Source organism: Robertmurraya sp. GLU-23 (assembly GCF_052983275.1).
Map to the genome: position 1 here is coordinate 537,870 of NZ_JBRKCV010000002.1, position 18,573 is coordinate 556,442.

Genomic DNA, 18,573 nt, shown 5'->3' on the forward strand with positions numbered 1-18,573 from the left:
GAGTGATATTTGAGGAAAATAATGATAGGTATCAGACAAAAGGAGAGGGTCTATCTGAGTCTTGTTTATATAACCATTAGTGCATGGTTGACGATTCTATTTTTTGCTCTACTCCCACAAAAAGTAAACAGAGTGACGAATGTGATTGTATTTATTGTTACTTCTATTGTAGATATTAATAAGCTGACGTTAAACATGTCAACGTTTAGTCTAATTAAGCCAATTATTTCTTATAGCCATTGGTTAGCGTTGGTCGTGTATCGAGATATAACGATGAGTGTAATTTTATTAATTTTTGTTAATGTCTATTACACAAGAAAGGAAAAGAGGGGGAAATGGGGAATAACCATTCTTACATTTTTCCTACTATTGGCTGGTTCGCAGGTGTTACGAGCATTAAATATTATTCAATACACAGGTTGGACCATTTACTATGAGATACTTTGTATAGGATCATTAATAGGAATAACCCTTTTAACTGCTCATATAACGACAAGACTTGATGGTGGAAAAACAACATGACTAATATTATATATGATGACGCATTTAATTGGAATGAGTGGACTGTGTTAATCATTATCAGTTTAGGATTTACCCTTTTTTTTATTCTTCCTAAAAAATTTTCATCTTCTGTTACAGTTGTGCACCTGTTATATGGGGTAGTCATTGGACTTATATTTGATCATACAATAGCAATTGAACCGATTGACTTTTACGATGTGGGAGATCAATCCAAATACCAGTTATTTGATCTCTTTTCCTATACGATGTATGCACCGGTGGGGTACCTATATATTTATTTATATGAACAATTACAATTACCTGTAAAAAAATATTGGCTGATCTTATATATTCTTTTCTGGTCTGCTGTTGGGATTGGTGTGGAATACATAGGAATTCTTACAGGTATTTTCCACTACAAAAATGGATATAAAATCACTTATTCCTATCCTATCTACTTATTTGTTCAAGCATCACAAATCTGGTTATACCATTATCTATTTAAAAGAAAATAAAAGGGAAGCAGTGGTTATGCTGCTTCCCTTTCGCACGATTTATTTGAAAATCCCAAATGGTTTTCCGACCGGAATGAACACTTTTCCAAAATGATTGTTTAGTACAGCAGCGGCTGATCCGTAAAAAGACATAATAGCAATAAGCAATTCGGAGATCGCTGCTACCTCATGGAAAAATTCAGGTGCTACACCTAGAGTGGATAAAGAAAGACCGATAAATAAGAAATCAATAAGAACAAAGATAATAAATAATACTTTATGTGTTTCCATCGCACCAATCGTCATGTATAAGCTAAACAATAAATAGCCAATAAACGCAATCCCTAACTGCTTTGGATCAACAGCAAGTGCCGCATTTTCTCCAAACACACCAAGGGTGATTAACCATGAAGCACCTACACCGAACCAGAAAAGGGCAAATGCACCAAATGCGGTTGTGCCGAATGTATTATTATGTTTCGCATCATTGATCGCAGCGAATAGTTGTGCAAAACCACCAAGGAAAATGGCCCAAGGGAGAACAAAGGAAACTCCATCTGTCCAGCCAAGTTTTTGTGATGATGCAACCAAGGTTACCATAGCAAGTCCAAATAAACCTAGGGCCGAGGGATCAGCCGTAACAACTTGGATTTTTTGTGTTTGATTTTGATTCATGTTGAAATGTTCCTCCTAATTTACAAACATACTTACATAAGATACAAAAATTAATGAGACACTTCAATGAAAAAAAATAGATGTAAGCGAAGTTTTCATCTTGACTTACAAGTGAAAACATGGTGGAGGAACCTTTTTTCGTTCCTCCACCATACCATTATTTTTGCCCTTTTTTCTTCTCTATAGCCAGTAATGGTAGTAACTTTATATCTCATATCGCAAACATTTATTTCCATGTATAATATGAGTGATAAGAAAAAGGTGAGGGAGATTAAAAATGATTAAGATTCGCTTACTTAATGAAAATGATGCAGTAGAATACAAAGAAAAAAGAATAGAAGCACTACAAAATCACCCAGAGGCGTTTAGTTCGAGTGTGGAAGAAGAATTGGAGTATTCAATAGAAGTTCATGCTTCTAGACTTCGTGCAGTCAACGCATATACATTTGGTGCTTTTGAAGAAGACAAACTTGTTGGTGTAGTTACCCTTGTTACTGAAATCAAAAGGAAGCTCAAACATCGCTCTGATATTTTTGCAATGTATGTCTCACCTCAAGTTAGAAGGCATGGGATAGGGAAACGATTAATGAATGCAGCGATAAAGAAGGCAAAAGAAATCGGTGGAGTGGAGCAGCTATATTTAACGGTCTCATCTAATAATACAGCTGCAAAAAAATTGTACGAATCTATTGGTTTTGAACTGATCGGAAGTGATCCTCGCTCCATGAAAATAGACAATACTTATATCGGAGAAGATATGATGGCTCTCTACTTCAAGTAGGAATGTGAGGTAACTTTTTCTATTAACCATTTTCTTTTCATCGTATAATGTGACTAGGGTCAGTAATTTTCACACAGGGATAGCGGAGTGATCAACATGCAGGTTAAGAAAATACATATAATCGGTTCTGTCGGGAGTGGCAAAACAACTCTTGCTAAAAAACTTTCAAATGATCTTAACATTCCGCATTATGAATTAGATAATGTTGTATGGAAAAGGTTTCAAACAGGTGATATTAGAAGATCAGAAAAGGAAAGAGATGCATTTTTGAGAAATATTGTAAATAGTGATGCGTGGATCAACGAAGGTATTCATTATCAGTGGGTGACAGAGAGCTTTGTCAATGCTGAACTAATTATATTTTTAGATACACGCTTTTCTAAGCGAACATACAGAATCATTAAGAGATATTTTTTCCAGCAACTAGGTTTAGAAAAAAGCAATTACAAATCTACTTTTTCAATGTTTATGCGAATGTTTCGTTGGAATACATATTTTGAAAAAGTAAGTAAACGAGAGATTATACAGCTGTTAAAAGAATTCGATGATAAAGTTATTATCATCCGTGACAACAACGAGCTAGTAACATATTTAAGACAGAAGGAAGATGGGGAAAAGTATGGCGGGATTGTCAAAATAGGTGTAGAGGAGAAGCTATAGTGGAATCAAGAGTATCACAAATAAGATCTTTGAATGTAACGGATAAAGAAGTAGCTGAAATCATACTCCAGTTACAAACCCCCTCCTATATGGTGGAGGCAAAGTTGATCGATTTTTATGACATTCCTCCGCTTAAGGATACGGTGGAAACGCTTCAGAATTGTGGTGAGGAATTTTTTGGTTACTTTATAGGGAATGAGCTTTGTGGTTCTATATCCTTTAAAGTGGAAGGAAAGACTTTGGATATACACCGACTGACAGTAAACCCCAATCATTTTCGAAAAGGAATTGCCAATCAACTTTTACGCTTTATAGAAGAGCAAGTGGAGGGCATTGAGAAACTCATAGTATCTACTGGATCTGAAAATAAACCAGCTGTCGATTTTTATTTAAATAGGGGATTTACTATTGAGAAGCTGGTACAAGTGAATGAGCAATTGTCACTTACTTGTTTTGAAAAAAAGATTGCCAGGTAGCTTTTTCTACCTGGCAGAGTTGGTTGAGTTAGTAAAAGTTAAATTGAGTTTCTTTAAGAAAATTTCTCTTTTTTAACACTGATGCTTGGTTTTTTCCCCATTTTCGATGAAAAACTATGCAATAGCATGCCGAACATAACGATAAATAGTCCTATTGTAGCGAGTGTACTCGGTAATGGGGTGGATAAAAGGAGGACTTCTCCCACAATGACAAAAATGACTTGAGTCGACTGTGTTGCTTCAACGGCTGCTAGTTTATCGTGGTTATCTCTAACACGATCTGTAGCGATGAAGAATAATGTTGTGGCAATCACCCCAGAGGAAATCGCGACGATAAATGACTGGGTTATTTGCTCAGCCGAGGGTGGACCCACCTGAACAAATCCAACTCCAGCGAGTAGTAGCCAAAAAGGGAGGCTAGCAAGGGTCATACCAAGTACTCGTTGAAAAGTATCCAATTTTCCCCCACAAATCTCCATCATTTTTCTATTTCCAAGCGGGTAGCAAAATGCCGCCACAAGGACAGGAAAAGTGCTTGCTATCACGATTTCGAAGGTTAAACTTTGAGCGTGCTGCCATTGAATCAATACAACACCTATTAGAATGAAAAACGAAATGAATAAGGCTTGGAACGGGATTTGCTGCCGAACCTTGATCGGCCCATTTTTTGATTCCACCGTTTTATAAAAAAGTGGCCCTAGAAGTACACCTGCTACAATGGTAAGTGGCCAAGTACCAGCGACGAGCCAGCCTGGTCCGAATGCAGCGGCAAAGGTTATTGGTGCATAAAACAAAACAAATCCTACAAAGCTCCATAAAAGCCAAGGAAGTGGATTGGAACGCATTTCTATCCACATATGTTTTAGATTCTTTCTATACATGACGATCATAAATAAAAAGGGTACCATAAAAATGTAACGTAACGAGGAACTCCAAAGCCAACTGCCTCCTGATAGCTCCATTGAACGATTCAAAATAAAGGTAACAGCAAAAAACAAAGAAGCTAAAATTCCTAATGTAATTTCTCTCATATGAGCACATCCTCTCAAACATAACAACATTATAATATATAATTCTTATACAATACCATAAGATTCCAAATTTTTGGAGAATTCGCTTTTCCTAAGAAATAATGGTAAATTTTTTAAAGAAAGGGGTTTTTAAGATGTACGAACAAAAGACAAAGGAAACAGACCGCAGTGTGCTTGAGTTTATTGAACAAGTGGAACAACCAAGAAAAAAGGAGGATGCCTATAAATTGTTAGACATTTTTACGACTACGAGCGGGTACGAAGCAAAGATGTGGGGACCAAGTATTATTGGTTTTGGGAAATACCATTACAAATATGAGTCAGGTCATGAGGGAGAAGCACCACTTGTCGGTTATTCTCCTAGAAAAGCAAAAATAAGCTTGTATTTTGCACCTGGTGATTCCAATCGACAACAGCTTCTTGAAAGCTTTGGAAAACATACGCAAGGAAAGGGTTGTGTCTATATCAATAAACTTGATGATGTGAATGTTGAGGTATTAAAACAATTAATTGTGCAGTCGATTGACTTTTTACAAGCTACATACCCTAATAACGAGGAGTAGAGAAGGATTATGAAGGGAACTTTGGTCTTTGGGAACAAGGATGAAAATCTTCAGTATACGACGAGAATTGGTGTGTATAGCATCATCTTCAATAAAAAAAGAGATCAAATATTGGTGATTCGGACGACTCGAGGAGGGTATTTTTTACCTGGTGGAGGTTTGGAGGAAAAAGAAAATCACGAGGAATGCTTATTAAGGGAAATGCTCGAAGAAACTGGGTTTCAGGTTTTTATGGGTGAGTATCTTGGTCAAGCGAAAAAATACCACCTGGCTATGGGGAAAAATCCAACCTTGAATCATGCACATTTTTACATGGCTACACTTGGTGAAAAGACGCAAGAACCTGTTGAAATTGATGAAGAACCTATTTGGGTGCATATATCCGAAGTTGAAAACTTATTGTTTCATGAGCATCAAGTGTGGGGAGTGAAGCAGGCGTTTGTGAAATTAGGGATTTAGAGAAGGTAAGAGAAAAAGACTGCATTTAACAGTCTTCTCCGCTTTGTTTATTATTAGCTTTGTTTTTGATTATTGCGAATGGGAACATTTTTTGGTGTTTTTGGAAAGCCGTTTTTCCCCTTATCAGGTCCTGTTAATGTGTTTCTTTCGTCAAGAACTTTTCCACTATATTCTATTGGTCTTTCATCTGCCATCATCTTCACCTCCCATTAGTAGGGTGGGTGATTAGGTATGTTTAGATACATGACTTTTAAAGTTATTCATCTAAGTACTTTAAGTACTCGTAATGATCTGTTGGTACAGATTTAATTACTTCACCAGCTTCATTATTATAGATCTCGTATTCCCTGTAAGTTTCAATGATATAACCATCCACGAGTTCAGTTTTTTCTAGCTTTAGTTCTAATGATGCGATAACAGCCTCTTCCTCTTCGTTCTCTACATCAGAATTTGCTTCTGTTGTTTCAGAAATGTCGGCTTCCTCAATAGAAGGAATCGAAGAATACATATTTGTTCCTTCATTTGGATGAGTGAATGTAGAGTTTGGTGATTCCAAATAAGCTACAAGCGCTATGAGAGCAATTATGCTTAGTAAATACATATATTTTTTCATAAATGAATAACTCCTTCACACAATATCTATTAAACTATATGCAAAGTTGTTATAAATAGACCAAGCTGTTAGACTTTGTAAGTTGAGTTATTTTACATCAGAATAGTTAATTGGGATAGGGAGAACTTTTTATAGAAGTTCTCTTTTTTATATTTGCAGAATGATTGACTAACAAAGGTTATAGTTGGTTCATAATAGGGGAAGGTATTATATTGTATGTATTAAGGGAAGTGAAAGAGAAGAACATGCAAAAAACAATACAGATATCAACTTATGAAGAATACGAGGCACTTGAACAGGAATTGGAAGATTATATAGGAAACTACACAGCGGAAAAATTACATTTGGTAATGTACTCTATTCGAGAAGCGGTAAATAATGCGTTTGAACACGGCATAAAAAGCAATTCTTCATTGGTTATTACGGTTACAACACAAATAAGAGATAGTGAAATTCTTATAGAAGTTGAACATAACGGAGATGGATTCAATCACGAAGAAAAGATCATGTCGGTTAAAGATCCAGATCAATATTTTATAGAATCATTATTAAGCACGAGGGGAAGAGGTATTGCCATTATGAAAAAGTGTGCAAAGCATATCTCCTACTCTGAAGGTGGAAGAAAACTAACATTACTATTCGAGTTGGAAAAATGAATATGAACTTTTATCAGTCATTAATTGAAGGTTCCCCAGATTTAATTTCAGTATTAGATACAGAAGGTATTTGTGTCTATGTGAATACATCCTATGAGAAGGTGCTTGGGTACAAGCGGGAAGAAATATTAGGTAAGCATTTTTCAAAGGTGATTTCACTTGACCCGAACTCGTTAGAATATACGCTATCAATTTTCACTTCCGTATTTTCTGGAGAAAAAACAGATGAATTTCAAGTGAAAATATATCATAAAGCAGGGTACCCATTAACATTTAATGTAAAGTACACTCTTATAAAAGAAGAAGGATTTTTACAAATTGTTTTACGCGATATTACAGAGGAACAAAAATTAAAGCAACAAAAAAGTGAATTAACAGAAATGAATAAGCTATTGGCAGACGTTCTTGACCATACCGGAATAGGAATTACTATCACTGATCCACATCAAGAGGATAATCCTATTATTTACCACAATAAAGGATTCGAAAGTCTAACTGGATATAGTTCAGATGAGATTTTGGGGAAAAATTGTAGGTTTCTACAAGGCCCATTAACCAGTAAGGATACAAAAAGGGTCATTAGAGAAAAAGTGGCGAATCAGGAAGAAGTTAAGGTAGAGATATTAAATTATCGGAAAGATGAATCTACTTTCTGGAATGAGGTCTGTATAAATCCTGTTCTTACTGAACAAGGAGAGGTAAGTCATTTTATTGGAATTCAAATGGATGTAACGAAGAAGAAGCTTTTAGAACTTGATTTAATGAGAGATTTTTCTTTATCTCGTGCCATTCAACAATTAATCTTAAGCAAGGATATTGATGATCAATCAATTTCGATCTGTGGTTCTTATTTTCCGTCTCATGAACTGGGTGGGGATTTTTATAAATGGCAGAAAATAGATGATGATCTGTATTTTGTTATGATTATGGATGTGATGGGGCACGGAATTGCTTCTTCTTTGCTAACGATGTCGATTAATGCAGAGCTTACATCAATTTTAAAATATGATACATGCCATCCTTCTTATATTTTAAATAGACTTAATCAACATATGCTTGAGTTATTCTCGGAAGCCGAAAATGAGAGAATGACAAGAATGTATTTTACTTGTATTGTGCTCTTGATTGATATGAAAAACAAAAGCATAGATTACATTAATTCGGGACATCCATCTTTTATCCTTGAGGAAGGGGAGAGGCTAAGAGAAATCTCATCCAATGAAATACCTGTAGGTTTTCTTCCAAATCATCAATTTCAAGCGGAAACTCTCTATTATAAAGATATGTCAGAGTTGTTTCTTTACACTGACGGCCTCTTAGAGTATTTGAATATCTCATTGGCGGAATTAACGAAGAAAAAAGAAAAGGATAAAAATCTCTTTCACCATTTGTCCAAGGAATTGAAAACAAAACAACTTCAAGATGATGTATGTTTTATTCAGATGAAATTATTTTAGAGTAAGCACAAGACCCTCTTTCATAAAAAAGAGGGTCACTGTTTTATTTTTTTAATAGAAGATATAAGAAATAAGGTGCTCCAATAAGGGCCACCATGATACCAGCAGCAATCCCTTCAGGTTCAATAATATTACGCCCAATGGTATCAGCAAATAATAAAAGCCATCCTCCTACAAGAAGTGCAACAGGAATAAACAATTGATTTCTCGGTCCAACCATCGCTTTCGCCATATGTGGCGCCATTAAACCAATGAAGCTTATTCCACCTGTTACGGAAACGGCAGACGCTGCCAATGCAACAGCTGTAATTAATAAAGTGATTCTTTCCTTCTCAATCGAAATCCCAACTCCGATAGAAATGGACTCACCTAAGGCTAAAATATTTAATCGATTCGCCTTGTATAAAGTAAAGGGAATCAACACAAGTAGCCAGGGAAGAATGGCCCATACAAATGGCCAATCAGTTCCCCATATATTTCCTGCCAACCACTTTGCAATAAAGTCTACCTTGGCTCGTTCTGCAGATGAAATAAGAACGATCATTGCACCGGAAAGTGCCATCGAGAAACCGACCCCAACTAATACCAATCGTACAGGCTGAAGGCCAACACTTTTTTTATAAGAAAAGATATAAATAAGTGCTGATGTAAGGATAGCTCCGAAAAATGCAAGGATCGGAATGGCGTAAGCAAATGTTGCTGCGTCGATTGGTGCAAATAGAAAAAAGACTGTTATTGCCACACCAGCGCCAGAATTAATTCCGATAATGCCTGGGTCAGCTAAATCATTCCGTGTAATTCCTTGAAGAATGGCACCGGATAATGCGAGAGCCATTCCTGCTAACAAGGTAATGACAATGCGGGGCAGACGGATGTCAAAGAGAATAAATTCTTCTTTAAAGGATCCATTCCCTAATAAGGTTGGTATTATTCGGTCATAGCTAACAGAAGAATAACCAAGACTTAAACTCACGATCATAGTTCCAAGGATAAGTACGAGCAGAGCAACCACTATGGCTCTTTGTTTTTTTATAAGGCTTTGAAGAATCATGAGAATTCTTTCCCTCCTTTACGAATGATAAATAAAAAGAAGGGGAGCCCTATCATGGCGACGATGGCCGCAACTGGTGTTTCGTAAGGTGAATTTAATGTACGCCCAATCGTATCAGCGAGGAGCATAAAGGTTCCACCAAAAATGGTCGACATCGGAAGAATAAAGCGGTAGTCCGTTCCGACAATTGCCCGCACGATATGGGGCACCAGTAAACCAACAAAAGCTAGATTCCCAGCTAAAGCTACAGCCGACCCTGCAAGAACAATGACAATCACAAATAAAAAGCCTTTTACACGAGTCGTATTCTGTCCCAAGCCTACCGCCACTTCTTCATTTAAACTTAGAATGGTTAGTTGCCTTGATAGAAAAATGGAAAGAATGATTCCGATACTAATGAATGGGACTACAATTTGAAGTTGGCCCCAGGTGGTTCCAATCACACCTCCAGCTGTCCACATCGATACATCCTTTGAGATTTTAAAGAAGATTGCAATACCTTCTGAAATGGCAAAAAGAAAGGCAGATATTGCTGATCCTGCTAGCACGATACGGAAAGGAGAGAATCCCCCTTTTTTTACTGCACTTATGCCGAAGACAAGCAGAGCTCCAATAGCCGCACCAATAAAACAAGCAAGCATGATTCCGTAGTAATTTGCTGATGGAAGCAGGGCAATGATAATTGCTAGTCCTGCATTCGCACCAGCAGTAAGACCTAATAAACCTGGGTCAGCAAGCGGATTTCGTGTCATTCCTTGCATGATTGCCCCAGATACGGCCAGGGCTGCACCAACAACAATCGCAGCAATTTCCCTTGGCAATCGAATTTCTTGTAAGATTAATATTTTTTCACTTGTCTGATTGGATAATAACGCCAGCCAAACATCCTTGAAAGTGGTATCGGCAGCCCCGAAAACCATGGCCATGCTAAACGTTAGTATAAATAAAAGAAGTGCAATGATGCATTTGAAAAAAAACGGTATAGGTTTGTTATTATGTAGCAATCTAGTCACCTCACTTAATACATTTTCAAAAGAAAGAGAGGAATTCGTTGATGAATTCCTCTACGTAAGTAAACTATTTTTCAAGAAAACTCTTAGTAAAGAACTCTATTTAATAGGCGTAGCGTTAGTAATTTACACTGACAGGAGTAAGAGTGGAAACCATATGTTTTCCTTGTATGGAATTCCCTTTAAGAAGGTTATAGGTAATACACATTGGCTTATTCGTCCGCGGATCTCTGCCAATTTCTGCATCGATTTGAAACACTTCTTGTAACACCTCACGTTGAATCACTTCTTCGCAAGTTCCAGCTTTTACAATTTCCCCTGCTTTTAAGGCGATCAAATGATCGGCAAATCGAGCGGCTTGATTTAAGTCATGTAGAACCATGACAATCGTTCTTCCCTCATTTTGATTTAAATCTTGCAACAGCTCTAGAACCTCAAGCTGATGAGCCATATCCAAATACGTGGTAGGTTCATCCAGGAAAATAATATCGGTTTCCTGAGCAAGTGCCATGGCGATCCATACCCTTTGTCTTTGTCCACCAGAAAGGGCATCAACAGGCCGGAATTTAAAATCCATTGTTCCTGTTGCTTCAAGAGCCCAGTCAATGACTTCAAAATCTCGTTTTGTTAAGCGTCCAAACCCTTTTTGGTATGGAAACCTTCCATAACTGACAAGCTCTCCTACTGTAAGTCCACCAACACTTTCAGGTGACTGAGGGAGTATGGCCATTTTTCTAGCTAGTTCCTTTGTATGTTGCTTAGCAATATCCTCTCCATCTAATAGGACTGTCCCAGCTTGTTGAGCAATTATTCGTGTAATGGCTTTAAGCAACGTTGATTTTCCACAGCCATTTGAACCAAGAATGGTCGTGATTTTATTATCTGGTATATGGATGCTGAGGTTTTTCACTATCGTTCGATCTCCATAAGCAACGGATAGTTGGTCAGTATATAAGCGAACCATTGGAAACCTCCTTATGTAAATAATTTATTAATTGATAATGATTATCAGTATCGTATATATTAAATATAAAACGCATTCATCCGCTTGTCAATAAAATCTTTCACCTAATGCGATGACGAATGCGGTGACAGACACCCTTCGTGGACAGAATGGGGGTTTCTGTCCGTGTGGAGTGGACACTTGGTGACAGATTGACAAATAGAGGAATTTATTCTAAATATGGCGAATAATTTTTTGATAAAGATTGGAATGAAAGGATGTACGTATGGAGAGAGAGAAGAAACCATATTTAATTAGAAATTATGAGGAACAGGATGCCAATCAAATTGCCAAGTTTGATTTTATTTCCATGTTAGCGTATCGATACAATGGGGATTATACTTCAGATAATATATTCTGTGCCGTTAGTGAAACGGGAGAAGTTCTCGCTTCTGCACATATTGCTCCTGACCAATCTTGGAGTCTAATCGAAGATCCGAACAAACCTTCGGACTTTGAATTTAAGCTACAGATGGATTTAGCGATAAATGAGAACACTAAGGTTCCACAAGAAGCAGTGGATGATTTAACAGATGCTGTAATGATCAGGGCTAAAACGATTCGAAACCAATACCCCAATAAAAAAATCACTCTTCGACATACGATTGCTGCTGATGATTTAGAGGAGATGGATTTTTATTTATCAAAAGGATTTATAGCGAAACATAATCATTTAGTGATGAAAAGAGATCTAACGGAACCTATTCCTCCATTTCCTCCACCAGAAAATATTAAGATAATGAATTGGAAAATGGAGACTCAAGAAGAACAGGAAATATATTTGCGTGCAGAGGCTGCTGGAGATCCAAACGGGATTTGTTGGAGCTTGAATCATTTAAGGTGGACAAAGTCTGGTGCAGAATGGGATACTTTTACCGCATTTGACGGAAATAATGTAGTAGGCAGTGTTATGACATGGGGACTCGGAGAAGAGAGAAGTGCCACTGAAAATATCTTTGTATTACCTGATTGGAGACGAAAGGGAATAGCGAAGGCATTAATTTCGGAAGCATTAACTTTTTTAAAGGAAAAAGGGAAAACAGAAGCAACATTAGGAGTATTTGGAGATAATCGAAATGCGATTTCATTATATCAATCCCTTGGATATCGTATGTTTTATACCATTATTGAGTTTGGATATGACCTGTAGAATCGGCCTGATGGAGGTTGTTTTTTTTATGGATATGTCACAAGAAAAATTATGTCTTTTCCTGTGTATTCAAAGAGAAAGGGTGCATGTTAATAAATGATAAGGGAGGTGGTAAACTTGCCAAGAGGAAAAGAACTAGAGCAATTACCAATGGCAAATACATTACCTAGTGCCGGAAAAGACACTAGTAATATGAATCGAACGACATTAACAGGAATGACAGAAGGCGATATGCCGAAACCGGCCCAAGTATCTAAAAAGAATAGCTAAGAAAACAAAAACCAAATCTATTAAGCCAGATTTGGTTTTTTAAATGGTAATATATGGATTGTAGAGAGAGGAGAAAAGATGGAAATTAAAAATGGGAAACTAACAATTCGTCCCCTCGGGAAAGAAGATGTGGGTCATCTATCAAAATGGCTTTCAAACCCAACTGTACTAGAATACTACGAAGGTAGAGATCAACCTTTTACAGTAGAGAAAGTGATGGAGACTTTTTTTCTAGAAGAGGAAGGATTATCCCGATATATTTTTTCTTTTGAAGAAAAGCCAATAGGATATATACAAACTTATACAGTGGAAGACGAGAAACAGAAGACGTTTGGTATGGATCAATTTATTGGAGAGACGGATTACTGGAATAAAGGAATAGGAACCCTTCTTATACATACTATGGTTAATTACTTAGTTACTCATAAGGGCACTGCAAAAATCATAATGGATCCACAGGCAAGTAATGAAAGGGCATTACGATGTTACGAGAATTGTGGATTTGAAAAAGTGAGATTACTCCCGAAGCATGAATTTCATGAGGGAGAGTATCGTGATTGCTGGTTGATTGAATTAATAATAGAGAGGTAAGCCCCTGCTTTTAAAAACAAGGAGGAGCAATTTACTCCTCCTCTTATTTCGTATAAATGGCAATCGCATCACGTAAAAACTCAGCTGTACCAGGTTGTTCTTTATCGTAGTAGGCAGTGAATCTTTCATCATCTACGTACATTTGGGCAAGGCCAGCATGTGCTTCTTTACTGTATTTGGGCCAAAAATAACAAAGCCATTCCTTATGCAGCTCAGCTGCTTGTTGCGCAAGCGGACCTGAAGGATCACCACTTGTCAAAGCTTGGGACAAAACGTCTCTTATGTGTTGCTCTAAAGCTGTCACCTTTTGATAGTCCTCCTCAGATAGGTTCATGAGCTTGGCATTGGATTGTTCAACGGTTTCTTTTCCGTATTTATCACGAATTTCTTTTCCGTATTTCTTTTCATTTTCAGCAAGTAAGTTTTGTTTAAATCCTTCAAATTTCTCTTTATTTGTCATGGTTATTCTCCCTTCAGATGCTGCAATGGTCTTTTCTACATTACAAATTAATGTTTCTATTTGTTGCCGTTTTTCTATTAGTTTTAAACGGTGTTCTCTTAGCGCCGCTTCTCCGTCAAACGTAGAGGAGGAGAGTATTTCTTTAATCGTATCCAAGCTAACTCCAAGCTCTTTATAAAAAAGAATTTGCTGAAGACGATTCACCTCTGATTGCCCATAAATTCGATAGCCATTCGAATTTACTCTACATGGCTGCAGAAGCCCAATTTGGTCGTAATACCGTAATGTTCTCGTACTAACTCCTGCCAATTGGCCGAGCTTTTGAACCGTGTACTCCATATTTTTCACCTCCTGATAAAATCACTATAAACCTTTACGTAACGTTAATGTATATAGGAAAATGAAAAAAAATCAAAAAAATGGGCATTCTTAAGCCTTCAATCAAAACCGTATAAAAAAGTAAGTATCGTTAAAAATAATAAAAGTATGATCCAATATGTAATTAAATGTACTTGTTTTTTTTTATTACCAGGACTATAGTTATCTAGTAATGACAGATGTCAAGACAAGAGGAGGGTTACATAGTTGGAAAATAAAAAAATTTCACAAAAGAAATTACTCGGCATCGCAGGTCTTGGTTGGATGTTTGATGCGATGGATGTCGGGATGCTTTCTTTCATTATCGCAGCTCTAAATGCTGATTGGGGATTAACACCTGAACAAATGGGTTGGATTGGAAGCGTGAACTCGATAGGGATGGCTGTTGGGGCACTTGTATTTGGTATTTGGGCTGATCGAATTGGAAGAAAGAATATTTTTATCATTACACTTCTATTATTCTCATTAGCGAGCGGAGCTTCAGCCTTTACTACCACTTTAGCAGCATTTCTCGTTTTACGATTCTTTGTAGGAATGGGGCTGGGGGGAGAATTGCCTGTAGCCTCAACACTTGTATCTGAAAGTGTACCTGCTAAAGATCGTGGACGTGTCGTTGTCCTGCTTGAAAGTTTTTGGGCATTTGGATGGCTTTTATCTGCACTTATTTCTTATTTTGTTATACCTTCCTACGGTTGGAAAATTGCCTTGATTATTAGCGCAATTCCAGCGCTTTATGCTCTTTATTTGCGACTAAAATTACCGGATTCACCAGCATTCTCAAAAAAGAAGGTAGAAAAAAGAACCGTGATTCAAAATATCCAAGACGTATGGTCAAAAGATTATAAACGTTCGACCTTGGTATTATGGGTTGTTTGGTTTACAGTTGTATTCTCTTATTACGGTATGTTTTTATGGTTACCAAGTGTGATGGTGATGAAGGGCTTCAGCATGATCAAAAGCTTTGAATACGTACTAATCATGACGTTAGCCCAATTACCAGGCTACTATACAGCTGCATGGTTAATTGAAAAACTAGGTCGTAAATTTGTATTAGTTACTTATTTATTAGGTACAGCAGCTTCGGCGCTAGTGTTCGGAAATGCTGAAACGACTGCCGTCTTAATGACAGCAGGGATCCTATTATCGTTCTTTAATCTTGGTGCATGGGGAGCATTATATGCTTACACTCCAGAACAGTATCCAGCTGTGATTCGTGGGACAGGCTCTGGGATGGCCGCTTCGATTGGTCGTGTGGGTGGAATCCTTGGTCCATTATTAGTTGGATCACTTGTTGCTGCAGGCTATACTATCGGCTTTATTTTTACGATATTCTGTATTAGTATTGTAGTGGGTGTAGTAGTATTAGCGTTCTTAGGAAAAGAGACAAAACAAATTGAATTAACATAAATTTTACATAAAACCTGTTTCCAAAGTAATGGAATCAGGTTTTTCTTTTTGTTTAAAATAGCAATGGCCTTTAATGGTTACGCTAAAGGGGAACTTATCCTAGAAAGAGGTAGATTATTGAAGGGAAAATTGATACAACGACTCTTGAACACTTAAATAAAGATGAGATATGGCTAAAAGAGGAACTCTCGAAAATGCAAGTAAAGTTAAGTGACGTATTCCTCGCTTCCATAAATGAGAATCTTGCACTACATATATCTCTACATAATCAAAATCAGCCAAACTACATAAACCATTAGGAGCATTTTACTTCCCATCACGTTAGAGATATACTATGATCAATATATCACAAACTTTTAGGAGACGATACATATGACTGATCATTCGAACAAAAGAGAAGAAGTTCTAAAGGCTTTTCGATTTAGACATGCGACAAAATCCTTCGACACTTCCAAAAAAATCAGCGATGAGGACTTTCAGTACATTCTTGAAGCGGCGAGATTATCGCCAAGTTCTGTTGGATATGAGCCATGGAAATTTGTAGTTGTTCAGAATGCCGAGTTAAGAGAAAAATTAAGGGAAGTGTCATGGGGAGCACAAGGACAGCTCCCCACAGCAAGTCATTTTGTTGTAATTTTGGCAAGAACCATAAAAGATACGAAGTATGATTCTGCCTATGTTAGACATCAAATGTTAGAAGTGAAAAAATTTCCTGAAGAGCTTTTTGGGAAAATATTAGAAAGGTATAAGACCTTTCAGGAAGACGATCTTCACTTATTGGATAATGAACGAACGATGTTGGACTGGGCCGGAAAGCAAACGTATATTGCATTAGCAAATATGATGGCAGCAGCAGCTTTAATTGGAATTGATTCTTGTCCGATTGAAGGATTCAGTTTTGACCAGGTACAAAAGATTTTGGAAGAGGAAGACTTACTTGAGGATGGACATTTGGCTGTTTCTGTTATGGTAGCGTTTGGATACAGGGAGAAAGAACCTCGACCAAAAGTTAGAAAAGACTTGAAGGATATCGTTCAGTGGATTGAGTAGGATGTGTAATTTTGAAGTGGGGAAAGAACTCTTGTGTTCTTTCTCCATTTTTATGTTGTAATAAGATTATATTAGTGGAGAACAGTTTATTATGAGAAAATAGAAAAATATGACATATGAGAAGGTGAATAGAAGAATGAATCGAATTATGGTGATTGGGGTATCAGCTGGTGTTGGGAAATCGACGTTTGCTAGAAAGCTTGGGCAGATGTTACATATCCCCGTGTATCATCTAGATACCTACTTCTGGAAATCTGGTTGGATCGAGGCATCAAATGAAGAATTTTCTGAAGCTCAAAGAAAGCTTGTGGAGAAAGAAAAGTGGATCATTGAAGGAAATTACACAAAAACAATACATATCAGAGAATCCAGCTTCGATACAGTAATTTATTTAGAACTCCCCTTACGTACTTGTCTTTACCGTGTGGTAAAGCGCTTCCTTACCAACATCGGTAACACGAGACCTGATATGACGATTGGTTGTACAGAGAAACTAGATTGGAAATTTATCAAATTTATTATTTCCACCTATTTTGCTAGGAAGGAAAAGATGAAAGGGAGACTGAAACAGTACGAGTCAATGGGGAAAAAAGTAATTGTTTTAAAAACTAAGGAAGAAATTCGCTCCTATTTTCAATTAGCTGGAGCACCTCAGGGTGATTCACTATCTAATGACCAATTATGACACAAATAGAGGGGACATGCATAGAATGTAGTAATTATTAGATTTTATTAATAAAGGGGACAAAAGGGGTTAGATGGAATATTTAAACGGGAAATTTCCGGCACCTAACGGTTTTTATAAGACAACTAAGGAATGGTATCGAGCTTATACAGAAATATTTGGAAGGGTAAACACTTTATATAAAGAATTAGAATATGAAGTTGAGCTATTTGATGAGTTGGTATTTCAGCCCAATCCAACTATTAGACCAGTTTGGTCAGGTGGGGCATCTGTGTCGTTAATGCCAAATGGTCGTGTTTATGGAGAAAATGGAATTGTTATAACGCCCGACAATAAGTTATTATGGGATGTTTCATTTGAGTGGTTTACAGAACCAAGTGAACATTCAATTTTTTTTGAAGATGGATTACCTAGTCCAATCAAGGTAGATGAAACCTGTGCTGTTTTAACACATCTTGATAGTTTTAACTATTTTCATTGGATGTTTGAGGTATTACCTAGAATTCAATTAATTCAAAGATCAGGGATAAGTATAGATAAATATATTTTAAATTATACTCTTCTACCATTTCAGATAGAAACACTGAAACGATTAAATATACCAAAGAACAAAATAATCCAAGTTAAGAAAGATACTCACATTCAAGCTAGTAGATTAGTTGTACCTTCGATACCGGATTACGCAAGTAGTTGGTCTTGTGCTTATTTAAGGGATAAACTATTAAACGGTGTAGATCAAAAAAAGAATGAGGAATATGAAAGAATCTATATAAGTAGAATGGGACGAAGAGTCATTGTAAATGAAAATGATTTAATGAAGGTTTTAGAAAAGTATAATTTCAAAAGAATTTTATTAGAGAATTTGTCTGTTCAGGAACAAATAACTTTGTTTTCGTCAGCGAAAATTATTATAGGAGCTCACGGTGCTGGTCTAACTAACCTTGCTTTTTGTGAACAGGGAACAAAGGTAATTGAAATATTCCCAGCTGAATATCTAAACCCACTATATTGGCTCATAAGTAATTTTGTTAAAGCTGATTATTATCATATTATTGGGGAAAGACAAAAACTAGAGGCTCCTAGATTTGATAATATATTTTTAAATATTAAGAAGTTTTCAGATAAAATTGAACAAATTATAAAATAAGGCTC

Annotated in this window: 25 protein-coding genes; 17 read left to right on the forward strand and 8 right to left on the reverse strand. The window is 36.7% G+C overall.

Annotated elements, in window-relative coordinates; genetic code table 11:
- The first annotated feature begins 21 nt into the window (after positions 1-21).
- Both ACVBAX_RS06915 and ACVBAX_RS06920 read left to right on the forward strand, forming a co-directional pair.
- A complete protein-coding gene (locus tag ACVBAX_RS06915) occupies positions 22-522 on the forward strand; it encodes a hypothetical protein (RefSeq protein WP_447116389.1) in 501 nt (166 codons plus the stop codon).
- Positions 519-1,016, forward strand: coding sequence for a hypothetical protein (locus tag ACVBAX_RS06920; protein ID WP_447116390.1), 498 nt, complete (start codon positions 519-521; stop codon positions 1,014-1,016). The genes ACVBAX_RS06915 and ACVBAX_RS06920 overlap by 4 nt, the downstream gene beginning before the upstream one ends.
- Before the next feature lie 39 nt (positions 1,017-1,055).
- On the opposite strand, the gene ACVBAX_RS06925 is transcribed toward ACVBAX_RS06920, so the two are convergent.
- Positions 1,056-1,670: an acetate uptake transporter gene (locus ACVBAX_RS06925; RefSeq protein ID WP_447116391.1), complete on the reverse strand. Its 615-nt coding sequence runs from the start codon at positions 1,668-1,670 to the stop codon at positions 1,056-1,058.
- Between the two features lie 277 nt (positions 1,671-1,947).
- Between ACVBAX_RS06925 and ACVBAX_RS06930 the strand changes: the two genes are divergently transcribed.
- From ACVBAX_RS06930 to ACVBAX_RS06940, 3 genes are all read left to right on the forward strand, one after another.
- Positions 1,948-2,451 carry a GNAT family N-acetyltransferase gene (locus tag ACVBAX_RS06930; RefSeq protein ID WP_430775330.1) on the forward strand — a complete coding sequence of 168 codons (504 nt, stop codon included), beginning with the start codon at positions 1,948-1,950 and terminating at the stop codon, positions 2,449-2,451.
- Positions 2,452-2,547: 96 nt separating this feature from the next.
- The gene (locus ACVBAX_RS06935; RefSeq protein WP_447116392.1) at positions 2,548-3,111 is read left to right on the forward strand and encodes a DNA topology modulation protein FlaR; all 564 of its coding nucleotides are present in this window, start codon (positions 2,548-2,550) and stop codon (positions 3,109-3,111) included.
- On the forward strand, positions 3,111-3,587 hold the full coding sequence (locus ACVBAX_RS06940) for a GNAT family N-acetyltransferase (protein ID WP_447116393.1): 477 nt from the start codon (positions 3,111-3,113) through the stop codon (positions 3,585-3,587). Before ACVBAX_RS06935 ends, ACVBAX_RS06940 begins: the two co-directional genes overlap by 1 nt.
- Before the next feature lie 53 nt (positions 3,588-3,640).
- Here the strand turns inward: ACVBAX_RS06940 and ACVBAX_RS06945 are convergent, their stop codons facing one another.
- On the reverse strand, positions 3,641-4,618 hold the full coding sequence (locus tag ACVBAX_RS06945) for a DMT family transporter (RefSeq protein ID WP_447116394.1): 978 nt from the start codon (positions 4,616-4,618) through the stop codon (positions 3,641-3,643).
- 134 nt (positions 4,619-4,752) lie between these two features.
- On the opposite strand from ACVBAX_RS06945, the gene ACVBAX_RS06950 reads away from it, so the two are divergent.
- Positions 4,753-5,181 (forward strand): DUF1801 domain-containing protein, encoded by a 429-nt coding sequence (locus ACVBAX_RS06950; RefSeq protein WP_447116395.1) that lies wholly within the window; start codon positions 4,753-4,755, stop codon positions 5,179-5,181.
- 9 nt (positions 5,182-5,190) lie between these two features.
- Positions 5,191-5,640, forward strand: coding sequence for an NUDIX hydrolase (locus ACVBAX_RS06955; RefSeq protein WP_447116396.1), 450 nt, complete (start codon positions 5,191-5,193; stop codon positions 5,638-5,640).
- 53 nt (positions 5,641-5,693) lie between these two features.
- Here ACVBAX_RS06955 and ACVBAX_RS06960 read toward each other — a convergent pair whose 3' ends face one another.
- Both ACVBAX_RS06960 and ACVBAX_RS06965 read right to left on the reverse strand, forming a co-directional pair.
- Positions 5,694-5,837 carry a hypothetical protein gene (locus ACVBAX_RS06960; RefSeq protein WP_162927721.1) on the reverse strand — a complete coding sequence of 48 codons (144 nt, stop codon included), beginning with the start codon at positions 5,835-5,837 and terminating at the stop codon, positions 5,694-5,696.
- Positions 5,838-5,896: 59 nt separating this feature from the next.
- Positions 5,897-6,253, reverse strand: coding sequence for a hypothetical protein (locus ACVBAX_RS06965; RefSeq protein ID WP_447116397.1), 357 nt, complete (start codon positions 6,251-6,253; stop codon positions 5,897-5,899).
- A 245-nt stretch (positions 6,254-6,498) separates the two neighbouring features.
- Between ACVBAX_RS06965 and ACVBAX_RS06970 the strand changes: the two genes are divergently transcribed.
- On the forward strand, positions 6,499-6,909 hold the full coding sequence (locus ACVBAX_RS06970; RefSeq protein WP_447116398.1) for an ATP-binding protein: 411 nt from the start codon (positions 6,499-6,501) through the stop codon (positions 6,907-6,909).
- A gap of 2 nt (positions 6,910-6,911) precedes the next feature.
- The gene (locus ACVBAX_RS06975; protein WP_447116399.1) at positions 6,912-8,366 is read left to right on the forward strand and encodes a PAS domain S-box protein; all 1,455 of its coding nucleotides are present in this window, start codon (positions 6,912-6,914) and stop codon (positions 8,364-8,366) included.
- A gap of 43 nt (positions 8,367-8,409) precedes the next feature.
- On the opposite strand, the gene ACVBAX_RS06980 is transcribed toward ACVBAX_RS06975, so the two are convergent.
- From ACVBAX_RS06980 to ACVBAX_RS06990, 3 genes are all read right to left on the reverse strand, one after another.
- Positions 8,410-9,417, reverse strand: coding sequence for a FecCD family ABC transporter permease (locus tag ACVBAX_RS06980; protein ID WP_447116400.1), 1,008 nt, complete (start codon positions 9,415-9,417; stop codon positions 8,410-8,412).
- Positions 9,414-10,421, reverse strand: coding sequence for a FecCD family ABC transporter permease (locus ACVBAX_RS06985; RefSeq protein WP_447116401.1), 1,008 nt, complete (start codon positions 10,419-10,421; stop codon positions 9,414-9,416). Before ACVBAX_RS06985 ends, ACVBAX_RS06980 begins: the two co-directional genes overlap by 4 nt.
- 124 nt (positions 10,422-10,545) lie before the next feature.
- The gene (locus ACVBAX_RS06990; RefSeq protein ID WP_447116402.1) at positions 10,546-11,391 is read right to left on the reverse strand and encodes an ABC transporter ATP-binding protein; all 846 of its coding nucleotides are present in this window, start codon (positions 11,389-11,391) and stop codon (positions 10,546-10,548) included.
- Positions 11,392-11,656: 265 nt separating this feature from the next.
- Here ACVBAX_RS06990 and ACVBAX_RS06995 point away from each other — a divergent pair, with 265 nt between their 5' ends.
- From ACVBAX_RS06995 to ACVBAX_RS07005, 3 genes are all read left to right on the forward strand, one after another.
- A complete protein-coding gene (locus ACVBAX_RS06995) occupies positions 11,657-12,580 on the forward strand; it encodes a GNAT family N-acetyltransferase (protein ID WP_447116403.1) in 924 nt (307 codons plus the stop codon).
- A 117-nt stretch (positions 12,581-12,697) separates the two neighbouring features.
- Positions 12,698-12,850 (forward strand): hypothetical protein, encoded by a 153-nt coding sequence (locus ACVBAX_RS07000; RefSeq protein WP_447116505.1) that lies wholly within the window; start codon positions 12,698-12,700, stop codon positions 12,848-12,850.
- Between the two features lie 78 nt (positions 12,851-12,928).
- Positions 12,929-13,441, forward strand: a complete 513-nt coding sequence (locus tag ACVBAX_RS07005; RefSeq protein WP_447116404.1) for a GNAT family N-acetyltransferase — start codon at positions 12,929-12,931, stop codon at positions 13,439-13,441.
- Between the two features lie 43 nt (positions 13,442-13,484).
- On the opposite strand, the gene ACVBAX_RS07010 is transcribed toward ACVBAX_RS07005, so the two are convergent.
- A complete protein-coding gene (locus tag ACVBAX_RS07010; protein WP_430775347.1) occupies positions 13,485-14,240 on the reverse strand; it encodes a MerR family transcriptional regulator in 756 nt (251 codons plus the stop codon).
- A gap of 303 nt (positions 14,241-14,543) precedes the next feature.
- On the opposite strand from ACVBAX_RS07010, the gene ACVBAX_RS07015 reads away from it, so the two are divergent.
- From ACVBAX_RS07015 to ACVBAX_RS07035, 5 genes are all read left to right on the forward strand, one after another.
- Positions 14,544-15,686, forward strand: a complete 1,143-nt coding sequence (locus ACVBAX_RS07015; protein WP_447116494.1) for an MFS transporter — start codon at positions 14,544-14,546, stop codon at positions 15,684-15,686.
- Positions 15,687-15,802: 116 nt separating this feature from the next.
- Positions 15,803-15,985, forward strand: coding sequence for a YetF domain-containing protein (locus tag ACVBAX_RS07020; RefSeq protein ID WP_447116495.1), 183 nt, complete (start codon positions 15,803-15,805; stop codon positions 15,983-15,985).
- A 73-nt stretch (positions 15,986-16,058) separates the two neighbouring features.
- Entirely contained in the window at positions 16,059-16,736 is a 678-nt protein-coding gene (locus tag ACVBAX_RS07025; protein ID WP_447116405.1) for an NAD(P)H-dependent oxidoreductase, read from the forward strand.
- Positions 16,737-16,872: 136 nt separating this feature from the next.
- Positions 16,873-17,421, forward strand: a complete 549-nt coding sequence (locus ACVBAX_RS07030) for a topology modulation protein (protein WP_447116406.1) — start codon at positions 16,873-16,875, stop codon at positions 17,419-17,421.
- Positions 17,422-17,494: 73 nt separating this feature from the next.
- Entirely contained in the window at positions 17,495-18,568 is a 1,074-nt protein-coding gene (locus ACVBAX_RS07035) for a glycosyltransferase family 61 protein (protein ID WP_447116407.1), read from the forward strand.
- Positions 18,569-18,573: the final 5 nt, after the last annotated feature.